Consider the following 19,986-nt stretch of genomic DNA (forward strand, 5'->3'; position numbering starts at 1 on the left):
GGAAGGTATAAAGCTTAAATTTTAAGTATGTAAAAACCGCTTCCAATACCCGGCCGGGTCGTTATGCAGGATGCGGGATTCTCGAATCCAAAACCAATCCAACAACAGGGGGTAGGTTCTTTTGAGTAAAAGAATCAAATTTGTAAGCGTTATCTTACTGGCTGTAAGTTTAACGGCAAGCTTGCTTACCGGATGCACTTCCGAGACGAACACCTCAAGCCCGAGTTCAAATGCAGGAGAAACGCCGGGAGAAAACTCCAATCCAATCGAAATCTCCTGGGGCATTCACTTTGCCGCAGATGGAGTAGTCAATGACTCGGAGGTTCAGAAGTGGCTGGAGCAGAAGTTTAATGTAAAAATCAAACCCGTGAAGGTAACGGACGCCAGTATCGCTTCCGGGGATATACCAGACATATTCATGCTCGGTGATCCTTCTAATGTAATCGCTTACCAAAATCAGGGCGTGTTAATGAGCATTGATCAAAACATGTTGAAGGAGAAAATGCCGGAGTATTACGCGGATATTGAGAAAAAGAAAGAGCTTTTTCAGACCGTTACCGTTAATAACGAGCTGTGGGCTATCCCGATGTTTATCGATTTGAAGCCTTACGATCTCGGGATGTTGTGGCGTAAGGACTGGCTGGATCAGGTTGGCATTCAGAAAGTCCCCGAAACGTTGGATGAATTCGAGGAAGCCGTTTATGCCTTTGCACAAAAGGATCCGGACGGTAACGGTGTGAAGGATACGTACGGGTTGACAGGAACGGCTACGTCCACGTGGTCATCCGGGTTCTATTCCATCTTCGGTGCATTCGGTGTGGAGCCGACCATGTGGATGGAGAGGGATGGTCAGATTGTAAATGGATCGATCATGCCGGAGACCAAGGAAGCCTTGGCGAAGTTGCGGAAATGGTATGCGGATGGGGTCATCGATCCGGAATTTATTACAGATACACAGGATTCATATCGTAAGAAACTGTACAACAACCGGATCGGCGTCATTGAAGAGCAGATCAGCAAAGGCGCTCTGCCGGAATCTGCCACAGTCAAGGAAATGCTGGCATTGAATCCGGATGCCAAGATGGCATTCTCCAAAAATCCGAAGGGCCCTGGCGGTGACGGCTCATGGGATTGGGGAATTAAGAGCAATTTCCTGGTTATCGGCAGCAAAGTCAAGGATCAGCCTGAGAAGCTTGAGAAGCTGTTCGAAATTCTACAGGCACAGAGCAATGATGAAGAGACCATCAATATGACCAGCCTTGGTGTAAAGGGGGAGCAATGGGATTTTACTGAGAGCGGTGCTACCTCGGGGGCGACTACATTCCTGCCTGGATTCGATAAGCAGGAGCAGCGTGATCAACTGGGAATCCGTCTATTCTCTTTTGGTAACATTACCACTCAGGCTTATCGGGACAAATATTCCGATCCGAAGCTGAATGAAGCGGTCAAAACGTATTCATCTGCTCCAAGATGGACCGATGCGCTATTATTCTCTGTGCTGCCTTCGGACGGAAAATACAAACAGGAATTGACGTCACTCATGCAAAAATATTTCGCACAAATCATTAGCGGCGAAATTCCTCTGACTGATTTTGATACATTCGTAACGGAATGGAAGGCAAAAGGCGGCGATGAATTAACGAAGGAAGCCAATGAAATGTACCAAGCACAATTCAAAAAATAACCCTGACTTGGCTAGGCCACCCGTGAGGGCTTAATCATCCCTTGCGGGGAGGGCTGGCGGTTTGGTTTAACAAGGAAGTGCGCCATGAAAACGATAAAAAAACACGGAGAGCTGTTTTTATTATTTCTATTTGCCTTCGCATTCTTCGTCGTATTTAAATATGGTCCTTTATATGGAGTCGTCATTGCCTTCAAGGATTTCCGGGTCGTCGACGGGATATGGGGAAGTCCGTGGGTCGGATTCCGCCATTTTCAAGAATTATTTCAGAATGGGGATTTTTATCGATTACTTAAAAACACCCTGCTCCTGAATTTGTATCAGATGATCTTTGCTTTTCCCGCACCAATCATACTGGCAATTTTGCTTAACGAGGTGAGGTCAAGGTATTTCCAGCGGTTCATCCAGACAACCATGTACTTGCCTCATTTCGTATCGTGGGTCGTCATGTCCGGGCTGATTATTTATTTTCTCTCTCCAACGTCCGGCGTTGTAGGGGAAATTGTGAAGTGGTTTGGAGGGGAACCTGTCTTTTATATGGGAAAGAAGGAATATTTCCGTCCGATTGTGGTCATTTCTTCGATCCTCAAGGATATCGGCTGGGGCTCGATTATCTACTTTGCTGCTTTGGCGACGATCAACCCGGAGCTGCATGAATCGGCCGTCATTGACGGAGCCAATCGGTGGCAGCGAATCATTCGAATTAATATCCCATCCATTATGCCCACGGTCGCTATTATGTTCATCCTGAGTCTTGGTGGTTTCCTAAGCGCAAACTTCGAACAAATCATCAATCTGTTAAACCCGGTCAATTACGAAACGGGTGACGTCATCGATACTTATGTCTACAGGGTAGGTCTGCAGCAGTTTCAGTACAGCTACACGGCGGCCATTGGCTTGTTTAAATCGCTGGTGGGGCTCCTGCTGATTCTGGGGGCTAATCTGACCGTGCGAAAATTGAGCCGCGGCGAGAGCGGTCTATGGTAAAGGCAGGAGGAAGACAGTCATGAAAATAAAAAGATGGCAAGAGCTCATTGCCCCCGCCATGATCTATCTTATTTTGTCCATTCTGGCACTCATCGTTGTGTACCCGTTCATTCATGTCCTGTCCGTCTCCTTCAGCGGTAGGGGAGAAGCACTTCGAAGCGGATTTCATTTTTATCCTCGGGATTTCGAGTGGGAAGCATACCGCGGGCTTCTGGACTATCCATTAATCTGGTCAGGATATGCGAATACGCTGTTTCGAATGGTCGTAGGGACGGCCTTAACACTTCTCGTTACCATCTGCGCCGCTTATCCGCTCTCCCGTCCCGATCTGCCCATGAAGCGGCTGCTGATCATGCTGCTGTTGTTCACGATGATCTTCGATGGCGGGATTGTCCCGCAATATCTATTAATCAAAGAACTGCATCTGCTTAACACGCACTGGGTCTATGTGCTGCCATCCGCTGCCAATGCTTTTCATGTGCTTGTGATGATCTCGTTTTTCCGCTCCGTTCCGGATGCGCTGATCGAAGCAGCTCGTATCGACGGGGCAAGGGACTTGCGAATTCTGTTCCGTATCCTGCTCCCGCTGTCCATTCCGTCTCTTGTGACGATCGGGCTCTGGAATCTGGTTTACCACATTAATGCGTTTATGGATAATCTGCTTTACGTCACCGATTCATCCAAATTCGTGCTGCAGCAGGTTGTCCGCCAGATCCTCATCGAGAGCAAGCTCGACCCGTTTACTACGGCGACGCTTGCAACCCCGCCTGCGCCGGAGAGCTTGAAAATGGCGGCTGTCATTGTCAGCTCCTTGCCGGTAATCGTAATGTATCCTTTCCTGCTTCGATATTTCGAAAAAGGAACCATGATTGGGTCTGTAAAAGGGTAGTGGTCATTCGAATTTTATCTGATTGATCTTATAAGGGAGGTATTTCCGAAGATGATGAGGAGACGGATCATTATTGCATTAATCTTGGTCTTGTTGGTGGGGTGTCTGCCGGTTACGGGAGTGAATGCGGAAGATGCGGTGAACCCTGGTGCTGTCTTTTATATTTCAAATGATGGTGACGATTCGAATCCGGGAACGGAAGCCGCTCCATTCCGTACACTTGAAAAGGCCAGGGATGCAATCCGGCAATTGAAGAAGGGTTCCGGGCTGCCTGAAGGCGGTGTGACGGTCTATTTAAGGGGCGGCACCTACAATCGAAGCGAAAGTTTTCTTCTGGAGGAGCAGGACTCCGGTACGGAGAATAAGCGGATAACCTACAAGGCTTATCCAGGAGAAAGCGTGCGGTTAAACGGCGGTCTGGAGCTTCAAAAAAGCTGGTTTTCTCCGGTAACGGACACGAATGTCCTGGACCGGATCATCAGTGCGGATGCCAGAACGAAGGTTCTGCAGGCAGACCTGAAAGCTCAAGGCATCACCGATTACGGTGTAATGAGCCGGCATGGTTATTACAAAGCCAATGACGTCAGTCAGGTTCCGCCGATGGAGCTGTATGTTGAAGGTCAAGGCATGACCCTTGCCCGCTGGCCAAACAATGGAACGGTCCAGATGGGCACCATCACGGATCCCGGACCTACCCGCAATGATCCGGATTTGCAGACACGCGGCGGGACCTTTACCTACAATTACGAAAGACCGGATCTCTGGGAAGAAGCGGATGACATCTGGTTGGATGGCATATTCGGTTACAGCTGGGAATGGTCGTACAATAAAGTGGCATCCATCGATACAAGCAACAAGACGATTACCTTGGCATACGGAGAGATGAGCGGCCTGTTTACCAACTGGTACCCGGACTTCCATTTTGCCCAGAACCTGCTTGAGGAGATCGATATGCCAGGTGAATATTACATCGACCGGAAGCAGGGCGTACTCTACTTCATGCCTACGGCTGCCTTTGAAAGTGATCATCCTGAGATCATGGTTACGATGCTTAAAACACCGATGATCAACGCGAACAATCTTTCGCATGTGACCTTTGAGGACCTGATCCTGGAGAATGGCCGGGACTCCGCAGCAGTTATTATGGGCGGTGACAGCGTCCGATTGGAGCACTGCGAAATACGTAATTTCTCCAATGGGGGCGTACTGATTAATACGCAGAGCCGCTGGTTGTATAACGACTTTGCCAAAGTGGACGGAGTGAATCATGCGGTGATCAGCTCCCATATTCATCACATCGGAGGGACCGGGGTGATTCTGAATGGTGGAGATAAGAAGACGCTTGAGCCAGGAAACAATGTCGTGGAGAACAGCCATATCCATGATTTTGCTTATTACCATAAAGCCTATAATCCGAGCATCTTCCTGACCGGTGCGGGGAATAAGGTTTCCCACAACGAAATTCATGACGCTCCCCATCCGGGAATGCTGATCTTTGGCAATGATCATCTCGTTGAATACAACAACATTTATGACGTCTGCAAAACCTTCTCGGACCTCGGCGCCATCTATATGAATCTGGGCGAGTCGCCTCAGGAACGGGGATCGGTGATCCGCCGGAATTATTTCCACAATATCGGTGAAGGCAAGGCAGGGGTTCAAGGGGTATATCCGGATAACTTCACCATGGGCATTACCATTGAAGAGAACATATTTAACGGCATGGGTAACGATGCCATTCTTAATAACGGCGGTGCCCATATCAAGACCCGGAACAATCTTTTTATTGATGCCAAGGTACCGTATGAATATTCGGACATGTATCTAGGCGATCAACCGGATCAGCAAATATCCAAAAACTATATGCCCAAATGGAAGGCGTTGTTTGAAAAGAACAACAATTTCGAAGGTACACCGCATATGGAGAAATACCCGGAACTGGCGGATTTCTTCACGGAGAACCGGTATTATCCGGATACCAACACGTTTCAGAACAATGTGATCTATAACCCGACGAGGAAATTAAGCGGCACCAATAATCAGGGAGCAAATGACAAGCGCAACCTGCTCCAGTATGCGAACAACTGGATTACGGATCATGATCCCGGCTTCGTTAATCTGGCGAATGGGGATTTGAATTTGAAGGCGGATGCGGAAGTGTTCCAAAAGATCCCTGGCTTCCCGGCCATCCCTTTCAGCGAGATGGGAATTCAGGGGAAAGCCGGTCCATACCTGGCTCCGGATCACATTGCTGTGGATCGAATCCAGTTGTATAACGAAAGCGTAACCATCGGGATTGGAAAGTCATTCGCTCTGTATTCCGCAGTAATTCCTTGGAACGCAACGAACCCCGCTATTCAGTACACGTCGAGCGACCCTTCGATTGTTAAGGTGGATCCAAGCGGCAAGCTGAAGGGTGTTAGTATAGGGAATGCTACGATTACAGCCGTGTCTGCTGACAACCCGACCTTAAAGGATGAGGTTCAGGTTACTGTGGAAGTTGGGGATGGCATTATCGATTATACCGATTTCGAAAACGGTAGGAACAGCTGGCCGACAGACCCGAACCGAAGCATTGTCGAGGTTGAAGGCGGCAACCATATGTATAAGCTCGTTAAAGGAGCAACAACGCTAAACGAGAATGAGTTTAACCATTATGAGCTGACTTTTAAGATGAAGACGCCGAAAGTCATTGCAGATGATGCCACATTCTATGTGTTTGACCGTTTGAACTCTGGCGGAAGCGGCGGCAGAATTGGTTATCGGAAGTATGCAAACGGAACATCTGCCTGGCTTTTGTACAATGCGGCCTGGGCTGCAGTGAAGCAGAATACGCTGGCTGCACCTGATCTGCAGCCGGATACCGTCTATAACATGAAAGTTATTGTTAAGGGTCCGGAGATTAGTGTATACGTGGATAACAAGCTGAAGCTAAAGGCAAGTGATTCGACATTCAATGCGTCCGGCCAGGTTGGCTTTTATGCCGGGGGTTTCAGTGAGCTCCTGTTTGATGACATCAAATTCACGGTTCCTAGCAGGGAAGTATCCGGTTTGCTGCTGGGTGAGAGCCATGTCAACATGGTCAAGGGGGAACAAAAGCAGCTGCAATTTCAATTTGATCCGCTTGATGCCGAGAATAAGGAGGTTATCTTTCATACCTCCCAACCGGGAATTGCCGCTGTGGATGAACATGGAATGGTAACTGCTTTGGCGGAAGGCGAGGCAGATATCACCGTCACATCAGTCGCCAACCCGGAAGCATCAGCATCTGTGCGCATTCAGGTATCTGATGTGATGCACTTTACGGATTTCGATTCGGGAGCGAACGGATGGCCGGTGGACCCGAACCGCAGTATTGTAACTGTGGATGGCAACAAAAAGTATAAAATTCTCAAAGGCGCCTCGGCCCTTCATCCGAAGACATATACCGACTATGACCTTACCTTCACGCTGAAGACGCCGGCGGTCATGCCGGATACGGGAACTCTATATGTATATGATCGTTCCGTCTCCAGCACATCCGGGAAAATTGCATACAAGAAGCTGGCGGATGGCACTTCACAATGGATTCTTTACAATGGAGCATGGACAGCTCTGAAAACCACGAAGCTGCCTGATGAGGATCTGAAGCCTGATACGGAGTATACGATCCGCATTCGGGTCGAAGGTGCCGACATCCGCGTGTACGTAAACGGGGAACTTAGACTTGAAGGGGCGGATACCAAGCACAATCCATCTGGAATGGTAGGTTTCTATGTAGGCGGGTTCAGCGAAATGTGGTTCGATGACATCCAGTTTTCCCTGATCGATACCGATCGGACTGCTCCAGAGACCACGGCCGTCATGAGTCCGGCAGAACCGGACGGAATGAATGGATGGTATACACAGCCTGTAACCCTTGTCTTGCATTCTTCTGAAGACTCTTCTGCATCCGCATCGACAGAATATAGTCTGGATGGAGGGGATACCTGGCTGGCCTATCAGGACTCCCTGACCTTCAGTCAGGATGGCCGTTATTCTATTCTATACCGTTCACTGGATTCATCCGGAAACGCGGAGGAAGCGAAATCGCTGGAGTTTAATCTGGATGCTTCGGCACCCATGATTTCGGTGGCAGAGCCGCTTGCTGGAGATTATACAAGTGCGGAGTCCCTGAATCTGTCATGGACTGCTGTCGATGAGGTGTCTGGGGTTGATGAATTGAAGAGTACAGCAAGGCTTGATGATCAGCAGATCGAGCAGGGAGCGGCGGTGCTTCTCTATATGCTACCCCTGGGAGCTCACACCTTCAAAGTAATCGCCACAGACGAAGCGGGGAATGAACAGGAAGCGGTTGTGACGTTCTCCACTTATGCAGATGTCAGCTCACTGAAAGCGCTGGTAACCCTCTTTCGGGAGAAGTCCTGGATTGATAATGGCGGGATTGCTAACAGCCTGCTCAAGAAGCTGGATAATGGGAATACGGAAGCGTTCCTCCATGAGGTTCAAGCCCAGAGCGGCAAACATATTACGGAGGAAGCAGCAGCCTATCTGCTTCGGGATGGGCAGGCTGTAACAATAGAATAGACGACAGAAAAAAGCCTTTCCGATCATTTTCGGAAAGGCTTCTTTCTTATAGCTAACGTTGAAATTGCAGCTCAGGATAGATCCAGGCATAAGCATGATAATGGCCGCTGTTCATATTAATATTGCCTGTGATCGGACGGTAAGGGGCGACAAAACGTTCAAAGTCCGGATTCTTATAGATGTTCGCCATCGCCTCGACCAGATCGAGGGGCCATGTGCTGCCAGAGAGCTGTGCCGGGAAGATCGGATTATCGTCATATGGCCATTCCTTCAGATGTCCGTTGACATAATGGAAGAATTGTTCGACGGCATACTTGAGGCTTTTACCTCCCGGTGAGACCCAGCGGAACAGATCTTCTCCCGTCGTGTCCAGGACGAGCTTGGCGGCAGCCGTTACCGGAGCGAGAGCGAAATAATGATACCAAAGGGAATGCTTGCCTCTGGATGCTTCTTCCGGAATGAATCCTTCGATGGAGAGGGAGTGGTCGAGATGTTCTTTGAGCGCGGTCACCTCTTCTGCCAAATGAAGCTTATCCTCCATAAAACGATACAGCGCTAACTGGGCATACAGACTCCAGCTCCACCAGTTGTTGCGGAGGGGGATTCGATCCCACTCCGGCAGGCACACCCGGGTCATCCATTGGGTGAACATTTCTCGCTCCTTTTCGCTCCAGTCCACGTATTCTTTGATTTCATTCGCCGCCAGAAGGAGTCCAACCCCCAGATAGGCGGATACCAACGGTCCGTCCGCACCTGAAATTTCCCGATTAACCACTGCCCAGCCCATGATGATTTCCTTCGCTTTGTCTGCATAAGCAGCTGTTCCTGTCAGCCGGTAGGCCAGTGCAGTCGTATAGGCCGTCTGGGCGTCCTTTTCCATCCGCCGCTTCGCGAGCGTGTGCCCCTCAGTATCCTGGTAAAATCCGGGAATCTCCCATGTGGCAATCGTATGGCTGTTCGCAGATAGACTCTCGTTTGCTTGATCAAGCAGAACTTCAAGTGCAGTCGGATGTTTTATATGCATGGAACCCACCTCTTTTGAAATGGAATGATCTATCAATATCCTTATCGCAGTAGATACGAAAAAGTAAACTTATTTGGGCTCTACATCATCCAAGGTCAGACGATATCGAAGATGCCTCATGTACGAACCGTCTGCGTTCCTAAATACCATACCGAACCGGATGTCCTCACCTGCTCCTTGCACGATGGCGATCAGACGATTAATGCCAGCACGCAGCTCGATATGCCTCTCCGGATCGGGAACACGGCACCCGTTCAGATAAATCTCATATTCGCAGTTTGTGTTGACTTGAAGCTTACCTCGAAGGGTACCCTCGACTGGATTACATGAAGGGTCCAATACATGAACGAAACAGCTGAGGAACCAGTGCTCATCCCCAGGGTCTTGGATAAGAAAGGCACCGTCTGAAGAGCTTCGCTCTTTCTTGAGCATCCAGCCGTAGAGCCCCTCGCCCAGATTGTTCAGCGAGAATTCCGAATCCGTATAATAGGCCTTCATTTCCTCGTAATTGACCCACGGCTTGCAAGGCAGTGCCATGACCTTTTCAATCGACCAGTGCGCGTCTGTTTTGGAGCTGTGAAGAAGACCGTCGTCTATGGTAGCCCCCAGATTGGCCAAAAGTCGGCTATATAAGCGTATAGACTTGGCGGAATCCGGTTCAAGGAGCAGTTGAGATAAAATGATACATCCTTGTTCCTGTTCCGCTTGCAGTACGAAACTCCCGGCAGGACGCTGTTGATCCCGGTTTAACTCCACCAATGCCAGCCTGCTGTATTCCGACGTATGCCCATGCACAAAATAATCCTTCCATGCTGTCCCTTCTACGCTTGCACATAGTACTGTTGCACCGGTCGTATCCAGACTGTAAGAGGCCAAGGGACGATTAACAACTTCTCTGGGCGAGAGAAAAACCTTGTCGAAACCGAACAGGTCAACCGGACTTAATCCTTGGACCACAGGCCTATCGTAATTCGCCTCCAAGTGGTACGTTTCATGCTTCAGGATCGAGACAGGGCGCTTCAACAGAGCAGATAGGGCGGCTTCATGACCTGGAGCAGCGGGAAGGATGACGAGTTTACCCCCCTGCCGAACATATTCGTTCAACAGTGCTATGGAATTCGAATCTAACAGAAGGTTTGGCTCCACGACAACAAGTTGATATGTCGCAAGAAGGCTGCTCGTGATATTCTCAAGCACGTCGAAGGAAAGGCCAAGGGACCGCAGGAAATGCTCTGCTGTTCCTCCCGGTTCAACCCATGCCCCCGTTCGGACCGATATCGTTTCGACGTTTCCTGCATAAGCGAGCATGTTGCGCAGCAAGCAGCAGACCGCCGGGACGGTATTGAAATGCTCCATGAGCTGCAATTGATTAGCAATGAAGAGGCCGCTGCCGTCCCGGTATTCCAGAAGAGGTGACCACAGATCTCCGCCATCTCCAAAATCCCCTGCGCTGCATTCCAAGATCATATTGAAGTGGCCCTTGATCGGTTTCTCGAAAGCGGCGTGGATGATAGGATGGGGGCCATCCTCACGGATCTTTTCGTCCCAATACATCAAATCATCATTGTCCAAGCCTTGAAGGATGGGATGGGTATAGCTGCCCGCGTGCGCACGGATGAAATCCTGCCGCGAAATCGTCAAATGACCCAGAGACAGATGGAGCTGCTCCAACAGCAGAAGACGCCCGCCCATCCGTACATAATTTTGGAGAGCAATCTCCAGTTGACCGTCCTCATCCTCCAGCCCGCTGCCTGCAACGACGAGGTGATTGGGGGAAAGCTCACCAAGCTGTTCAAGCCGGATTCGTCTGCATTCCGGGACAAGGACGTTTACCCGATCGAAGTCTTCGTCCCGACCTATGAAGGCCACAGGTCGGCCTATAGAGACAGGGGTGGTTTTATAATGTGAGGGATACAATTTGTACTGCAAATTCAGCTCATGAACGAGCTTGTCATCGTGAAACATTACAGCATGCACGTGTATAGCGGTTACATCCTTAACAGGCTCAGGTTTCCAGGTTACGGTCACGATCTCATGATCCGCAGGTTCTTGGTCGAATAGGAAGAGCTCATGGTGAAGGAGTCTGCCTTCCTGGCGTACTTCGCATTCAATCCGAGTTTGGCTTGAATGGAATGTATCGTTATAGACATCAAAGCTTCTGGAAATGGGCTCATCATCGAAGAAGGAACGATTGTATTCTGCCGGTATCATGGTAGCGGGCTTGAAAGAGGCTTCCATGATTGGGAAGGACGGGTTCTTCATATAGAGCGGATATTCCTTCGGAAGAAGACCGTTATTCAGCGTTAGCGCGTATTTCGGAATGACTTTTGGTTTCGGCCCCGGCGTATCTAGAACGGATGGAGGAAGCACAATATCGCGCTCCGGCATGGCCCGCATGAAATAATGGGCGAAGTTGAAGGTGGAGATTCCGGAAACGCCTTGCCGCCTCGCATATTCCACGAACAGCCGCTCTTTCTCGGCCAGACCTTGGATACATTCATCCGTGTTTCGATACGCGGCCAAGCCTACGTACATGCTGCTGTTCTGCGGACAGACATACCACCAGCCGCCATGCTCGCCGAACACGAGAGGTGCTTTGCGATCCCACGCGTCAATAGTGCCATCTATGTTATAGTGCCTGCTCTCCACCTCCGTGAGTTCTTGGGGGAGGAGACGGTTATCGCCTTCTGCGATAATCGGGCGGGTAGGATCTAACTCGCGAATGAGATTCATCATGGAAGGCATATGCTGCTTGAATATATCGCGGCCGTCCACCCAGCGCATCTCGTTCTGCAAGCTCCACAGGATAACGGACGGATGATTTCGGTCACGCTCTACCAGTCTGCGGACATGGGCTGTGCAGTTCGCGATATAAGCGGGATGATCTGCAGGCATGGATTTGCTCGAACCGTAGATGGCTGTTTCATCCACAATCAGCATGCCCATCTCATCGGCGATATCCAGATAATAGGTCGGATGAGGCGCGGCATGCAGCCGAACACAGTTAACTCCGGCCTCCTTGCACATCCCATACCATGTGCGTACGTACTCCTGCGTTTGTTGAATGGCACCCTGGAAATGCCAGGAGTCACCGCGCAAGTTCATGGGCGTACCGTTAAGGATAAACTGCGAACCCTCGGTCCAGATCTCACGGAAGCCGAATGGCTGTTCCACCCGGTCGATAACCCGGTCACCGTCCAGAAGCACAAGCTCCAAGCTGTACAAGAAAGGCTGCTCGGGATTCCAGTACTTGGCGTCCTCCCAATCCAGGCGGAACGTCAGTCGGCTCGAATCCCCTTGGCTGCTCACGGCTAACACATCAGTTTCAGCTTGAAGAATGGAGGACGTCGAATCACCGTTTTCGCGCACATGAAGAATAGCCTTGTGGGATGTTTTCAAGGAGGAAGCCAAGGGATGGCTTACTGCAGCATCTACTTCCAGCCGATTCTCCCGTACCGACGTTTGGATTGTTACATCCGCAAGCGAAATCTCCGGCCGACTTTCCAGATATACGTCCTGCCATATCCCTCTGGCAATCGAACCGAACCACGAGCCTGCAAGGCCCGTGATTTTCTGTTGACCTGAAGGAATCTCGACCTTGTCAAAGCTGCCGCAGACTACATGAAGTTCGTGCTCCGTATCCTTTCTGACCAGTTCGGTAATTTCCACGAGAAGAGGCAGGTAACCATCCTCCCACATGGTCACGAGATGATGGTCGAGATACACAGCAGCCTTTTGCATGATCCCGTCCATACGGAGGAAGAACCGTGTCCCTGGTTCATTCATGGCTGAAGGCACCCGGAATGACCGGTGAAGAACTCCCGCTTCGGCTTGCGCCCACTCCTTCGGATATTGAAATACATCATAAGGCGCATATTCGTACTCGGGAATGATCCCGAAGTTCTTTCCGGGAGGCCTTTCGTAGGAGCTTCTCCAGCTGGAGGGAACTTGAACCTTCTGCTCTTCGTAAACCAGCTCTGCAGGAAGCTCGAAGCCAGTGCCCTGCTCATACAAAGGCATGAAATTCCATTCACCGTTTAAGCAATATTGAGTTCGCATGGTAGGAATACTCCTTTCGTTTTGACATTCGTTATGCCCGGATAACGAGCGGGATTTCCAGCCAGATCCGGGAACTCTCATCGGACGAATCCCAGGGTATGAAGTGAGGCTCCATCGTTCCCGCCCAATCAAGCGGCGTATGGGATGTGGAGAGTTTGCCTGAATAGGACGGCTTCTCGATAGTTGCCGGATCTTCCGAGTAGAAGAACATCAGATTCTCATGCAGGGCAATTATTCCGAACTTATCGCCATCCCCCGGCTTCTCCTCCTGGTATTGGTAATGGTAAAAGACATAACTGGCGACTTGATCCGGCTTGAGATGGGCGATTCTGGCATAAGGCCGGGCCGAAGCGTTTTGTCTTAACCATTGCTGCTCGCTGACCGACTTGTGATAGTGGAAAATATCGATCATCGGTACCCACCTTCTAGCACTGCTCGTTCCGGGCCAGATTTCCAAAGCGTCTTCACAGTGAGCGAAGAGATCATGAGGATCAACCGACTGAGCTGGACTTTCATAATAAAGAAACAGCTGTGTTCCGAAATGGAACAGACTAAGTTGACGGGCCCCGAGTTCCTGCATCTGGATTTGGAGTTCTGGTAAGGCTTCGCGGAACAATTGCTTCAGGTCCATATTCTCGCGGCACTGCGCACGGTAATGATAGCGGTACATAAGCCACCTCAGTTTCATGTCTTTTATCCCCATGTTACTGTAATTGGCTTCAGAATTCCTTGACGATAGTGACCTTCTTTAGCATAATAGCGACATGAATAGAAAAAGCCATTATCTGGAACTGGGGCTGGAAACGGATTTTATTTTTCGCATCGAGAAATGCCCTCTAACTCATGACTTTGATGTGCACCAGCACGATTATTCCGAGCTCGTTGTCATTCTTGGAGGTACCGCAACGCACATTATCGAAGGAAGGGAGTATCCGATCTCTGCCGGGCAGGTGTTCTTCATCCATGGCAATGTGTCCCACGGCTATAAAGACGTGGATCATATCGAGTACGTCAATGTCATGTTTCATCCTGACCAGATGACTCAGCTGCAGGAACTGAAGCTGATGGCCGGCTTCCAGGCTTTATTTTATTTCGAGCCGTTCTACCGGAAGGAAATGAACTTCAAAGGCATGCTTACCTTGAATGATGAACAGCTGCGGCAGGTCACCGGTCTGCTGGATGTCATTCTGGATGAGCATGATCAGAAGCCGGAAGGTTACCGAATGCTGATCCGCTCCTACTTTACGGCACTCATGGGTGTGCTTTCCCGTTATTATGTGGCGAACAACGGGTGGCCTCAGAATAAAGCGCTACGAATCGCCGAGTCCATTACGTACTTGGAGGAACACTTTCAGGAGCCGCTCAATCTGGATATGCTCGCGGAAAGGGCGTATTTGTCCAAAAGGCAGTTTCTTCGCGAGTTCGCAAGGAACTTCCAAACGACGCCCATGGACTATGTGATCCGGCGGAGGCTGAATTATTCCTGTACGCTTCTGCGTAATCTCAACCTGTCCATTCTCCAAGTGGCTCAAGAGAGCGGATTCCGGGACCAGAATTATTACGCCCGCCAGTTCAAGAAGATTTACCTGTGCACGCCTACGGAATATCGGGAGAAATACGTCTAAACGTTTTGATAAGAAGACAACAGGTACTTATAGGAAAACAATAGGAACGGAACTGATAACAAAACAATAGGAACTCATAACAAAACAGCAGGGACGATTACGTTCCTGCTGTTTTTGTCAGGTGCGGCCCAAGCGGGTGCTTCGATATTGACCGGGTGTCATTCCCAGCTTTTTTCGGAATAAGCGAATAAAATAATTGGCATTCTCTATCCCGATCAGCACACCGATTTCGGATACGGGAAGGCTTGTATTTTCCAAAAGAGATTTAGCTTTATTCATCTGCAGCTCGTGCAGGTATTGAAGCGGACTCAGCCCTGTGTATTTCTTCAGGCAGCGGGAGAGATAGTCCACATGGAAATGGAGCGTTTCTTCCATATGCTTCGCATCGAAGGGACGGGTAATATGCTCTTCGAGATAGCTTATCGTTTGATCACACAGTATTCTCGAGCGGGGAGCATATTGCAGACGCATAGCCGACTGCAGTTCGGTCAACAAGCCAGCGAGCTGCCCCTGCAGCGGCAAGGACGTTGCAGGCGACAAGCTTAGGTGAAGCTCCATCATTCGCTGCAGGTAGGGAAGAATACTTGGGGTGTGCAGGCTTGTGAATTTGGGAATGTACATGACCTGCCGGTGCGGAGTGACATCCAGGTTGGTGCCTTTCGTGAAGGGGGTCGACCATGGAATATGTCCGCTGTCCATCGTTCGGACAGGCTCAGGGTGGGCCAAGTGGAGCCAGTATATTTCCGTTTCTTCCTCGCAAGGGCGGTGCCCGACATGCAGACGGTTCGGCTCAAGCACAAGCATGGAGCCTGCTGTGATTTCGAATGGTACATCATCTTCCGTCATATACAAGGTGCCCTTCATTACAAAGAGCATGTCATATAAGTTAAACGAACGACTCAGGTGCTGCTGTCCCGGATCCCAGATGGAGTGACCAATCGTCACTAATTGCGGAAGTGGGGGGATGGTTAGCTCCAGACAATTCATAAGGCCAGCCCTTTCCATTACTTCTTGGTGCACTTATTGTATCATGCACTGAATTGCGAATGGTCGGAATTGTGCTATAAAAAGTCGTCTTTACACCTATTCGTTCAATCCTGGAAGGCCTATATTAGGGGTATATGAACGAGAAAGGAAGCGAAATCATGCGATTCCGTCAAGTCCATCTGGATTTTCACACCTCGGAAGCCATAGTTCCCATTGGGGACCGTTTTGACAAAAGGCAGTTTCAAGACATGTTGAAGCTTGGGTATGTCGACTCGATTACGGTGTTCTCCAAGTGCCACCATGGCTGGGCATATCATCCTTCAGAAACCAATGAGATTCATCCGGGTTTAAGCTTCGATTTGCTTGCGGCACAGATTGAGGCAGCCCATGAGATCAACGTAAAAACACCAGTGTACCTTTCGGCCGGTTTGGATGAAAAGCTAGCTCGCCGTCACTCCGAGTGGCTGATCCGTGACACGAATGATCGAACGAATTGGGCTGAAGGCTTCATGCAGCCAGGCTACCATCAGTTTTGCATGAACTCTCCTTATCTCAATATCCTGATCGAACAGATTCGGGAAGTGTTGCTCCGATATGATGTAGACGGATTGTTTCTCGATATTGTGGGTATACGCAAATGTTACTGTCATAACTGTGTGGATACCATACGGCGTAAAGGGAATGACCCTCGCAACGAGGAAGCCATGAAGAGCCTCTGGGAGAGCACATATGCCAATTACACAGCCAGGGTGAAGGAAACGGTGGAATCGATAAAACCAGGTCTGCCCATCTTCCATAACGGTGGACATATCAAGCGTGGTCGTCGTGACCTGGCTGCAATGAATACTCATTTGGAATTGGAGTCGCTGCCTACAGGTGGATGGGGATATGACCATTTCCCTCTTTCGGCGAGGTACGTACAAACGCTCGGATTCGAATTTCTAGGCATGACCGGGAAATTTCATACCGCGTGGGGAGAATTCGGCGGATATAAGCATCCAAACGCACTCCGATATGAAACCGCTCTCAGTCTTGCAAATGGTGCAAAATGTTCGATTGGGGATCAGCTTCAGCCTGATGGCCGTATGGATCCGGCAACCTATGAATTGATCGGTACGGCTTACCGTGAAGTCGAAAGTAAGGAAGCATGGTGCGTGAATGCCGTGAACGTTGCGGATGTAGCATTGTTGTCATTGGAAGCAACGGGTGTGCACCCTAAAGCCCAAGAAGACGCAAGTCGGAACGATTCGGATGCAGGGGCTGTACGCATGCTGCTGGAGGGCAATATCCTATTTGATGTGATTGATACGGAGCATGATTTTACCAATTATCGGGTGCTGATTTTACCGGATTATGTGGCGGTGAATGACGAGCTGAAGGATAAGCTGGATTTGTTTTTGCAGCAGGGAGGTAAGGTCCTCGCCACAGGCTGGTCGGGTCTGAACCAAGATGGCACGTCCTTCGCCATTGATTTCGGAGTGAGATATGTGGGAGTGAATCCATACCGTCCGGACTTTTTTCATCCGTTGTTCAAGCCTGCGAGCCTGGGGGAAGCTTCCTTTGTCATGTATACGGAAGGCCAGAAGCTTGAACTTGCCAGCGGAACGGAGCTTGGAAGCAGGAAAGACCCGTATTTCAACCGCGATGTCTTTACCTTCTGTTCACACCAGCATACGCCAAGCAGCGATGTTTATGGAGGACCGGGCATGGTAGAGAGCACCAGCGGCATCTATCTGGCCTGGAATGTGTTCGAGGATTATGCGAACCAAGGAAGTCTGATCCTGAAGGAGACGATCCTGTATGCGCTGAACCGCCTCATGCCTAATAAAACGCTGAACACCGATCTGCCTGCCCAGGGCGTAACTACCCTGCAGGATCAAAAGCAAGAAAAAAGGCTGGTCCATCATCTGCTGTATGCGTCCCCGGTCCGCCGTGGCAAACAGATCGAAGTGATTGAGGATATCATCCCCCTATATGATGTTGAGGTGTCCATCCGGACTCCCCATCAAGTGAAGAATGTGTATTTGGCGCCGCAAGTGCAGTCCATTCCCTTTAAGTGGGAGAAGGGTTTGGTTAGCTACACCGTTCCGAAGCTTGAGTGTCATCAGATGGTGGTTATCGATTACGAGTGATATTGAGACAGGAAGGAAGCAAAGCGATGGACTTCAAACCGCTATCCATATTTATCGACCGCTTAACGGATTGGCGTATTCCATGGGCAGAGGTATTGGTTCTGCACCGCAATCAAGAGGTCTTCCGCTACCGCAGCGGTTATGCTGACTTGGAACAACGTATTCCCATCCACGACAGGCACATCATTCGGCTGTATTCACTGACCAAAATTCTGACCTGCACGGCAGCCCTTCAGCTGGTAGAAAAGGGAGCACTCCTGTTAAATGACCCGCTGGCGGACTATCTTCCGGAATATGGAGAGATGGCCGTGAAAGTGACCTTGCCCAGCGGTGAAATGGTATTGGAGAAAGCCCAGAGAGCGATCCGGGTACGGGATCTCTTTACCATGTCGGCCGGGCTCTCTTATGATATCCGTTCCCCTTCAATCCTGGAAGTCGTAAGACGCACAAGCGGAAGAGCGCCAACCCGCGAAGTAGCGGCGGCCATCGCCGAAGAACCGCTGTTGTTCGAACCGGGGGCGAGGTGGAGCTACAGTTTAAGCCATGATGTTCTTGCGGCCTTGGTCGAAGCCGTGGACGGTAGACGATTCGGTGCCTATGTTCGGGATGAAATAACCGGCCCGCTCGGGATGGGTGATACCGGCTTCGAGGTATCGGAAGAGAAGCAAAGCCGTTTGGCTCCACAGTATGAATATAGCGAGTCCTTAGGCAAACCTATTCCCAAGGAGGGGAACGATTACCGAATCGGTTCGGAATATGAGAGCGGCGGTGCCGGGTTATACTCCACGGTGGATGACTACGCCGTATTTCTGAATGCACTTACCCATCAAGGAACAAGCTCAGAAGGCGTTCGAATCCTGTCTGCCGAGACGGTGAATCTCATGAGAACGGATCATTTGACGGAGGCAACCCGCAGTCATTTCACGTGGTCGCAGCTTGCGGGGTATGGTTACGGGCTTGGAGTTCGGACCCATTGCACCAAGCAGACCAGCGGGTCGCTTAGTCCGCTTGGTGAATTTGGCTGGAGCGGCGCAGCCGGTGCTCTGGCGATTATGGACCCGTCTTCTCAGCTGACCGTCATGTATGCGCAGCATATGTTGAACAATCAAGAGCCCTATGTGCATCCACGCTTGAGAAATCTCGTATACGCATGCTTGAACCATCGTTAGGAGGAATTGGCATGAGAATTCGATATGATCGCTTTCCGGGTGGGGTGCATAAGGCCATCACCCTGAGTTTTGATGATGGGCAGATTCATGACAGGAGACTAGTCGGGAAGTTTAATGAATATGGTCTCAAAGGCACGTTTCACTTAAACAGCGGTACGCTCGGAAAAGAAGGATTTCTTACACAGGAGGAGATACAGCCCCTGTTCACAGGGCATGAAGTATCTGCACATACCGTCAGCCATCCTTTTCTCGAACAGTCGCCGGTTGAACAAATGGTTCAGGAAATCACGGAGGATCGAAAGGGATTGGAGGCTCTGGTTGGTTATCCTGTGCGAGGGATGAGCTATCCTTTTGGTACATATAACGACCAGCTTGTCTCAATGCTGCCTTCGCTGGGGATAGAGTATGCCCGGACAGCGGCAAACGAGTTCGGGTTCAATATGCCTTCAGACTTCCTGAGATGGCATCCGACCTGCCATTATCGACAAATGGTGGAGTACGCGCAGCAGTTACTCGCTTTAAAACAGAGGCATACCAAGATGGCTTTGCTGTATGTGTGGGGGCACAGCTATGAATTTGAGAACGACAACAACTGGGAGCTGGTCGATCGGTTTGGAGAACTCGTTGCCCGAAACGAAAACATCTGGTTTGCTACGAATGCTGAAATTGTTTCCTATATGCATGCATTGCGGCAGCTTCGATTCTCGGCAGATTACCGGATCGTTCATAATCCATCTGCACAATGTGTATGGATAAGCGTGGAAACGGACGTCGTAGAGCTTGCGGCAGGCCAATTGACCGAGCTCGGTTGATGATCATTTTTTGCTGTCATTCTCTGGATCATTTCTCCTAATAGATGAAGAGAGG

At 50.0% G+C, this 19,986-nt stretch carries 12 protein-coding genes; 8 read left to right on the top strand and 4 right to left on the bottom strand.

Going from position 1 to position 19,986, the window contains the following annotated elements; genetic code table 11:
- Positions 1-121 precede the first annotated feature (121 nt).
- The 4 genes from CHI14_RS15095 (at position 122) to CHI14_RS15110 (ending at position 8,123) form a co-directional block, all read left to right on the top strand.
- The gene (locus CHI14_RS15095) at positions 122-1,684 is read left to right on the top strand and encodes an extracellular solute-binding protein (protein ID WP_095289324.1); all 1,563 of its coding nucleotides are present in this window, start codon (positions 122-124) and stop codon (positions 1,682-1,684) included.
- An 84-nt stretch (positions 1,685-1,768) separates the two neighbouring features.
- Positions 1,769-2,668: an ABC transporter permease gene (locus CHI14_RS15100; protein WP_095289325.1), complete on the top strand. Its 900-nt coding sequence runs from the start codon at positions 1,769-1,771 to the stop codon at positions 2,666-2,668.
- Positions 2,669-2,687: 19 nt separating this feature from the next.
- Positions 2,688-3,557, top strand: a complete 870-nt coding sequence (locus CHI14_RS15105; protein WP_095289326.1) for a carbohydrate ABC transporter permease — start codon at positions 2,688-2,690, stop codon at positions 3,555-3,557.
- Between the two features lie 51 nt (positions 3,558-3,608).
- Positions 3,609-8,123 (top strand): Ig-like domain-containing protein, encoded by a 4,515-nt coding sequence (locus CHI14_RS15110; RefSeq protein ID WP_095289327.1) that lies wholly within the window; start codon positions 3,609-3,611, stop codon positions 8,121-8,123.
- 52 nt (positions 8,124-8,175) lie between these two features.
- Here CHI14_RS15110 and CHI14_RS15115 read toward each other — a convergent pair whose 3' ends face one another.
- From CHI14_RS15115 to CHI14_RS15125, 3 genes are all read right to left on the bottom strand, one after another.
- Complete coding sequence (locus CHI14_RS15115; protein WP_095289328.1) at positions 8,176-9,147, bottom strand: alginate lyase family protein; 972 nt, start codon at positions 9,145-9,147, stop codon at positions 8,176-8,178.
- 69 nt (positions 9,148-9,216) lie between these two features.
- Positions 9,217-13,206, bottom strand: a complete 3,990-nt coding sequence (locus CHI14_RS15120) for a glycoside hydrolase family 2 TIM barrel-domain containing protein (RefSeq protein ID WP_095289329.1) — start codon at positions 13,204-13,206, stop codon at positions 9,217-9,219.
- A gap of 31 nt (positions 13,207-13,237) precedes the next feature.
- Positions 13,238-13,894: a hypothetical protein gene (locus CHI14_RS15125; RefSeq protein WP_249281123.1), complete on the bottom strand. Its 657-nt coding sequence runs from the start codon at positions 13,892-13,894 to the stop codon at positions 13,238-13,240.
- 76 nt (positions 13,895-13,970) lie between these two features.
- On the opposite strand from CHI14_RS15125, the gene CHI14_RS15130 reads away from it, so the two are divergent.
- On the top strand, positions 13,971-14,831 hold the full coding sequence (locus CHI14_RS15130) for an AraC family transcriptional regulator (protein ID WP_095289330.1): 861 nt from the start codon (positions 13,971-13,973) through the stop codon (positions 14,829-14,831).
- A gap of 117 nt (positions 14,832-14,948) precedes the next feature.
- Here the strand turns inward: CHI14_RS15130 and CHI14_RS15135 are convergent, their stop codons facing one another.
- Positions 14,949-15,818, bottom strand: coding sequence for a helix-turn-helix transcriptional regulator (locus CHI14_RS15135; RefSeq protein WP_095289331.1), 870 nt, complete (start codon positions 15,816-15,818; stop codon positions 14,949-14,951).
- A 158-nt stretch (positions 15,819-15,976) separates the two neighbouring features.
- On the opposite strand from CHI14_RS15135, the gene CHI14_RS15140 reads away from it, so the two are divergent.
- From CHI14_RS15140 to CHI14_RS15150, 3 genes are read left to right on the top strand one after another with little or no spacing between them, the layout of a single operon-like run.
- Positions 15,977-17,950, top strand: a complete 1,974-nt coding sequence (locus CHI14_RS15140; protein ID WP_095289332.1) for an alpha-amylase family protein — start codon at positions 15,977-15,979, stop codon at positions 17,948-17,950.
- Positions 17,951-17,952: 2 nt separating this feature from the next.
- Complete coding sequence (locus tag CHI14_RS15145; RefSeq protein WP_249281124.1) at positions 17,953-19,119, top strand: serine hydrolase domain-containing protein; 1,167 nt, start codon at positions 17,953-17,955, stop codon at positions 19,117-19,119.
- A gap of 11 nt (positions 19,120-19,130) precedes the next feature.
- Positions 19,131-19,931: a polysaccharide deacetylase family protein gene (locus CHI14_RS15150; protein WP_095289334.1), complete on the top strand. Its 801-nt coding sequence runs from the start codon at positions 19,131-19,133 to the stop codon at positions 19,929-19,931.
- Positions 19,932-19,986 lie beyond the last annotated feature (55 nt).

The sequence above is a fragment of the Paenibacillus sp. 7516 genome (assembly GCF_002272715.1).
GTDB classification, from domain to species: domain Bacteria; phylum Bacillota; class Bacilli; order Paenibacillales; family Paenibacillaceae; genus Paenibacillus; species Paenibacillus illinoisensis_A.

Bases quoted from the DNA above. Each gene is read 5' to 3' on its own strand.
- CHI14_RS15100 (WP_095289325.1), top strand. From the start codon at position 1,769: ATGAAAACGATAAAAAAACACGGAGAGCTGTTTTTATTATTTCTATTT.
- CHI14_RS15105 (WP_095289326.1), top strand. From the start codon at position 2,688: ATGAAAATAAAAAGATGGCAAGAGCTCATTGCCCCCGCCATGATCTAT.
- CHI14_RS15110 (WP_095289327.1), top strand. From the start codon at position 3,609: ATGATGAGGAGACGGATCATTATTGCATTAATCTTGGTCTTGTTGGTG.
- CHI14_RS15115 (WP_095289328.1), bottom strand. From the start codon at position 9,147: ATGCATATAAAACATCCGACTGCACTTGAAGTTCTGCTTGATCAAGCA.
- CHI14_RS15120 (WP_095289329.1), bottom strand. From the start codon at position 13,206: ATGCGAACTCAATATTGCTTAAACGGTGAATGGAATTTCATGCCTTTG.
- CHI14_RS15125 (WP_249281123.1), bottom strand. From the start codon at position 13,894: ATGAAACTGAGGTGGCTTATGTACCGCTATCATTACCGTGCGCAGTGC.
- CHI14_RS15130 (WP_095289330.1), top strand. From the start codon at position 13,971: ATGAATAGAAAAAGCCATTATCTGGAACTGGGGCTGGAAACGGATTTT.
- CHI14_RS15135 (WP_095289331.1), bottom strand. From the start codon at position 15,818: ATGAATTGTCTGGAGCTAACCATCCCCCCACTTCCGCAATTAGTGACG.
- CHI14_RS15140 (WP_095289332.1), top strand. From the start codon at position 15,977: ATGCGATTCCGTCAAGTCCATCTGGATTTTCACACCTCGGAAGCCATA.
- CHI14_RS15150 (WP_095289334.1), top strand. From the start codon at position 19,131: ATGAGAATTCGATATGATCGCTTTCCGGGTGGGGTGCATAAGGCCATC.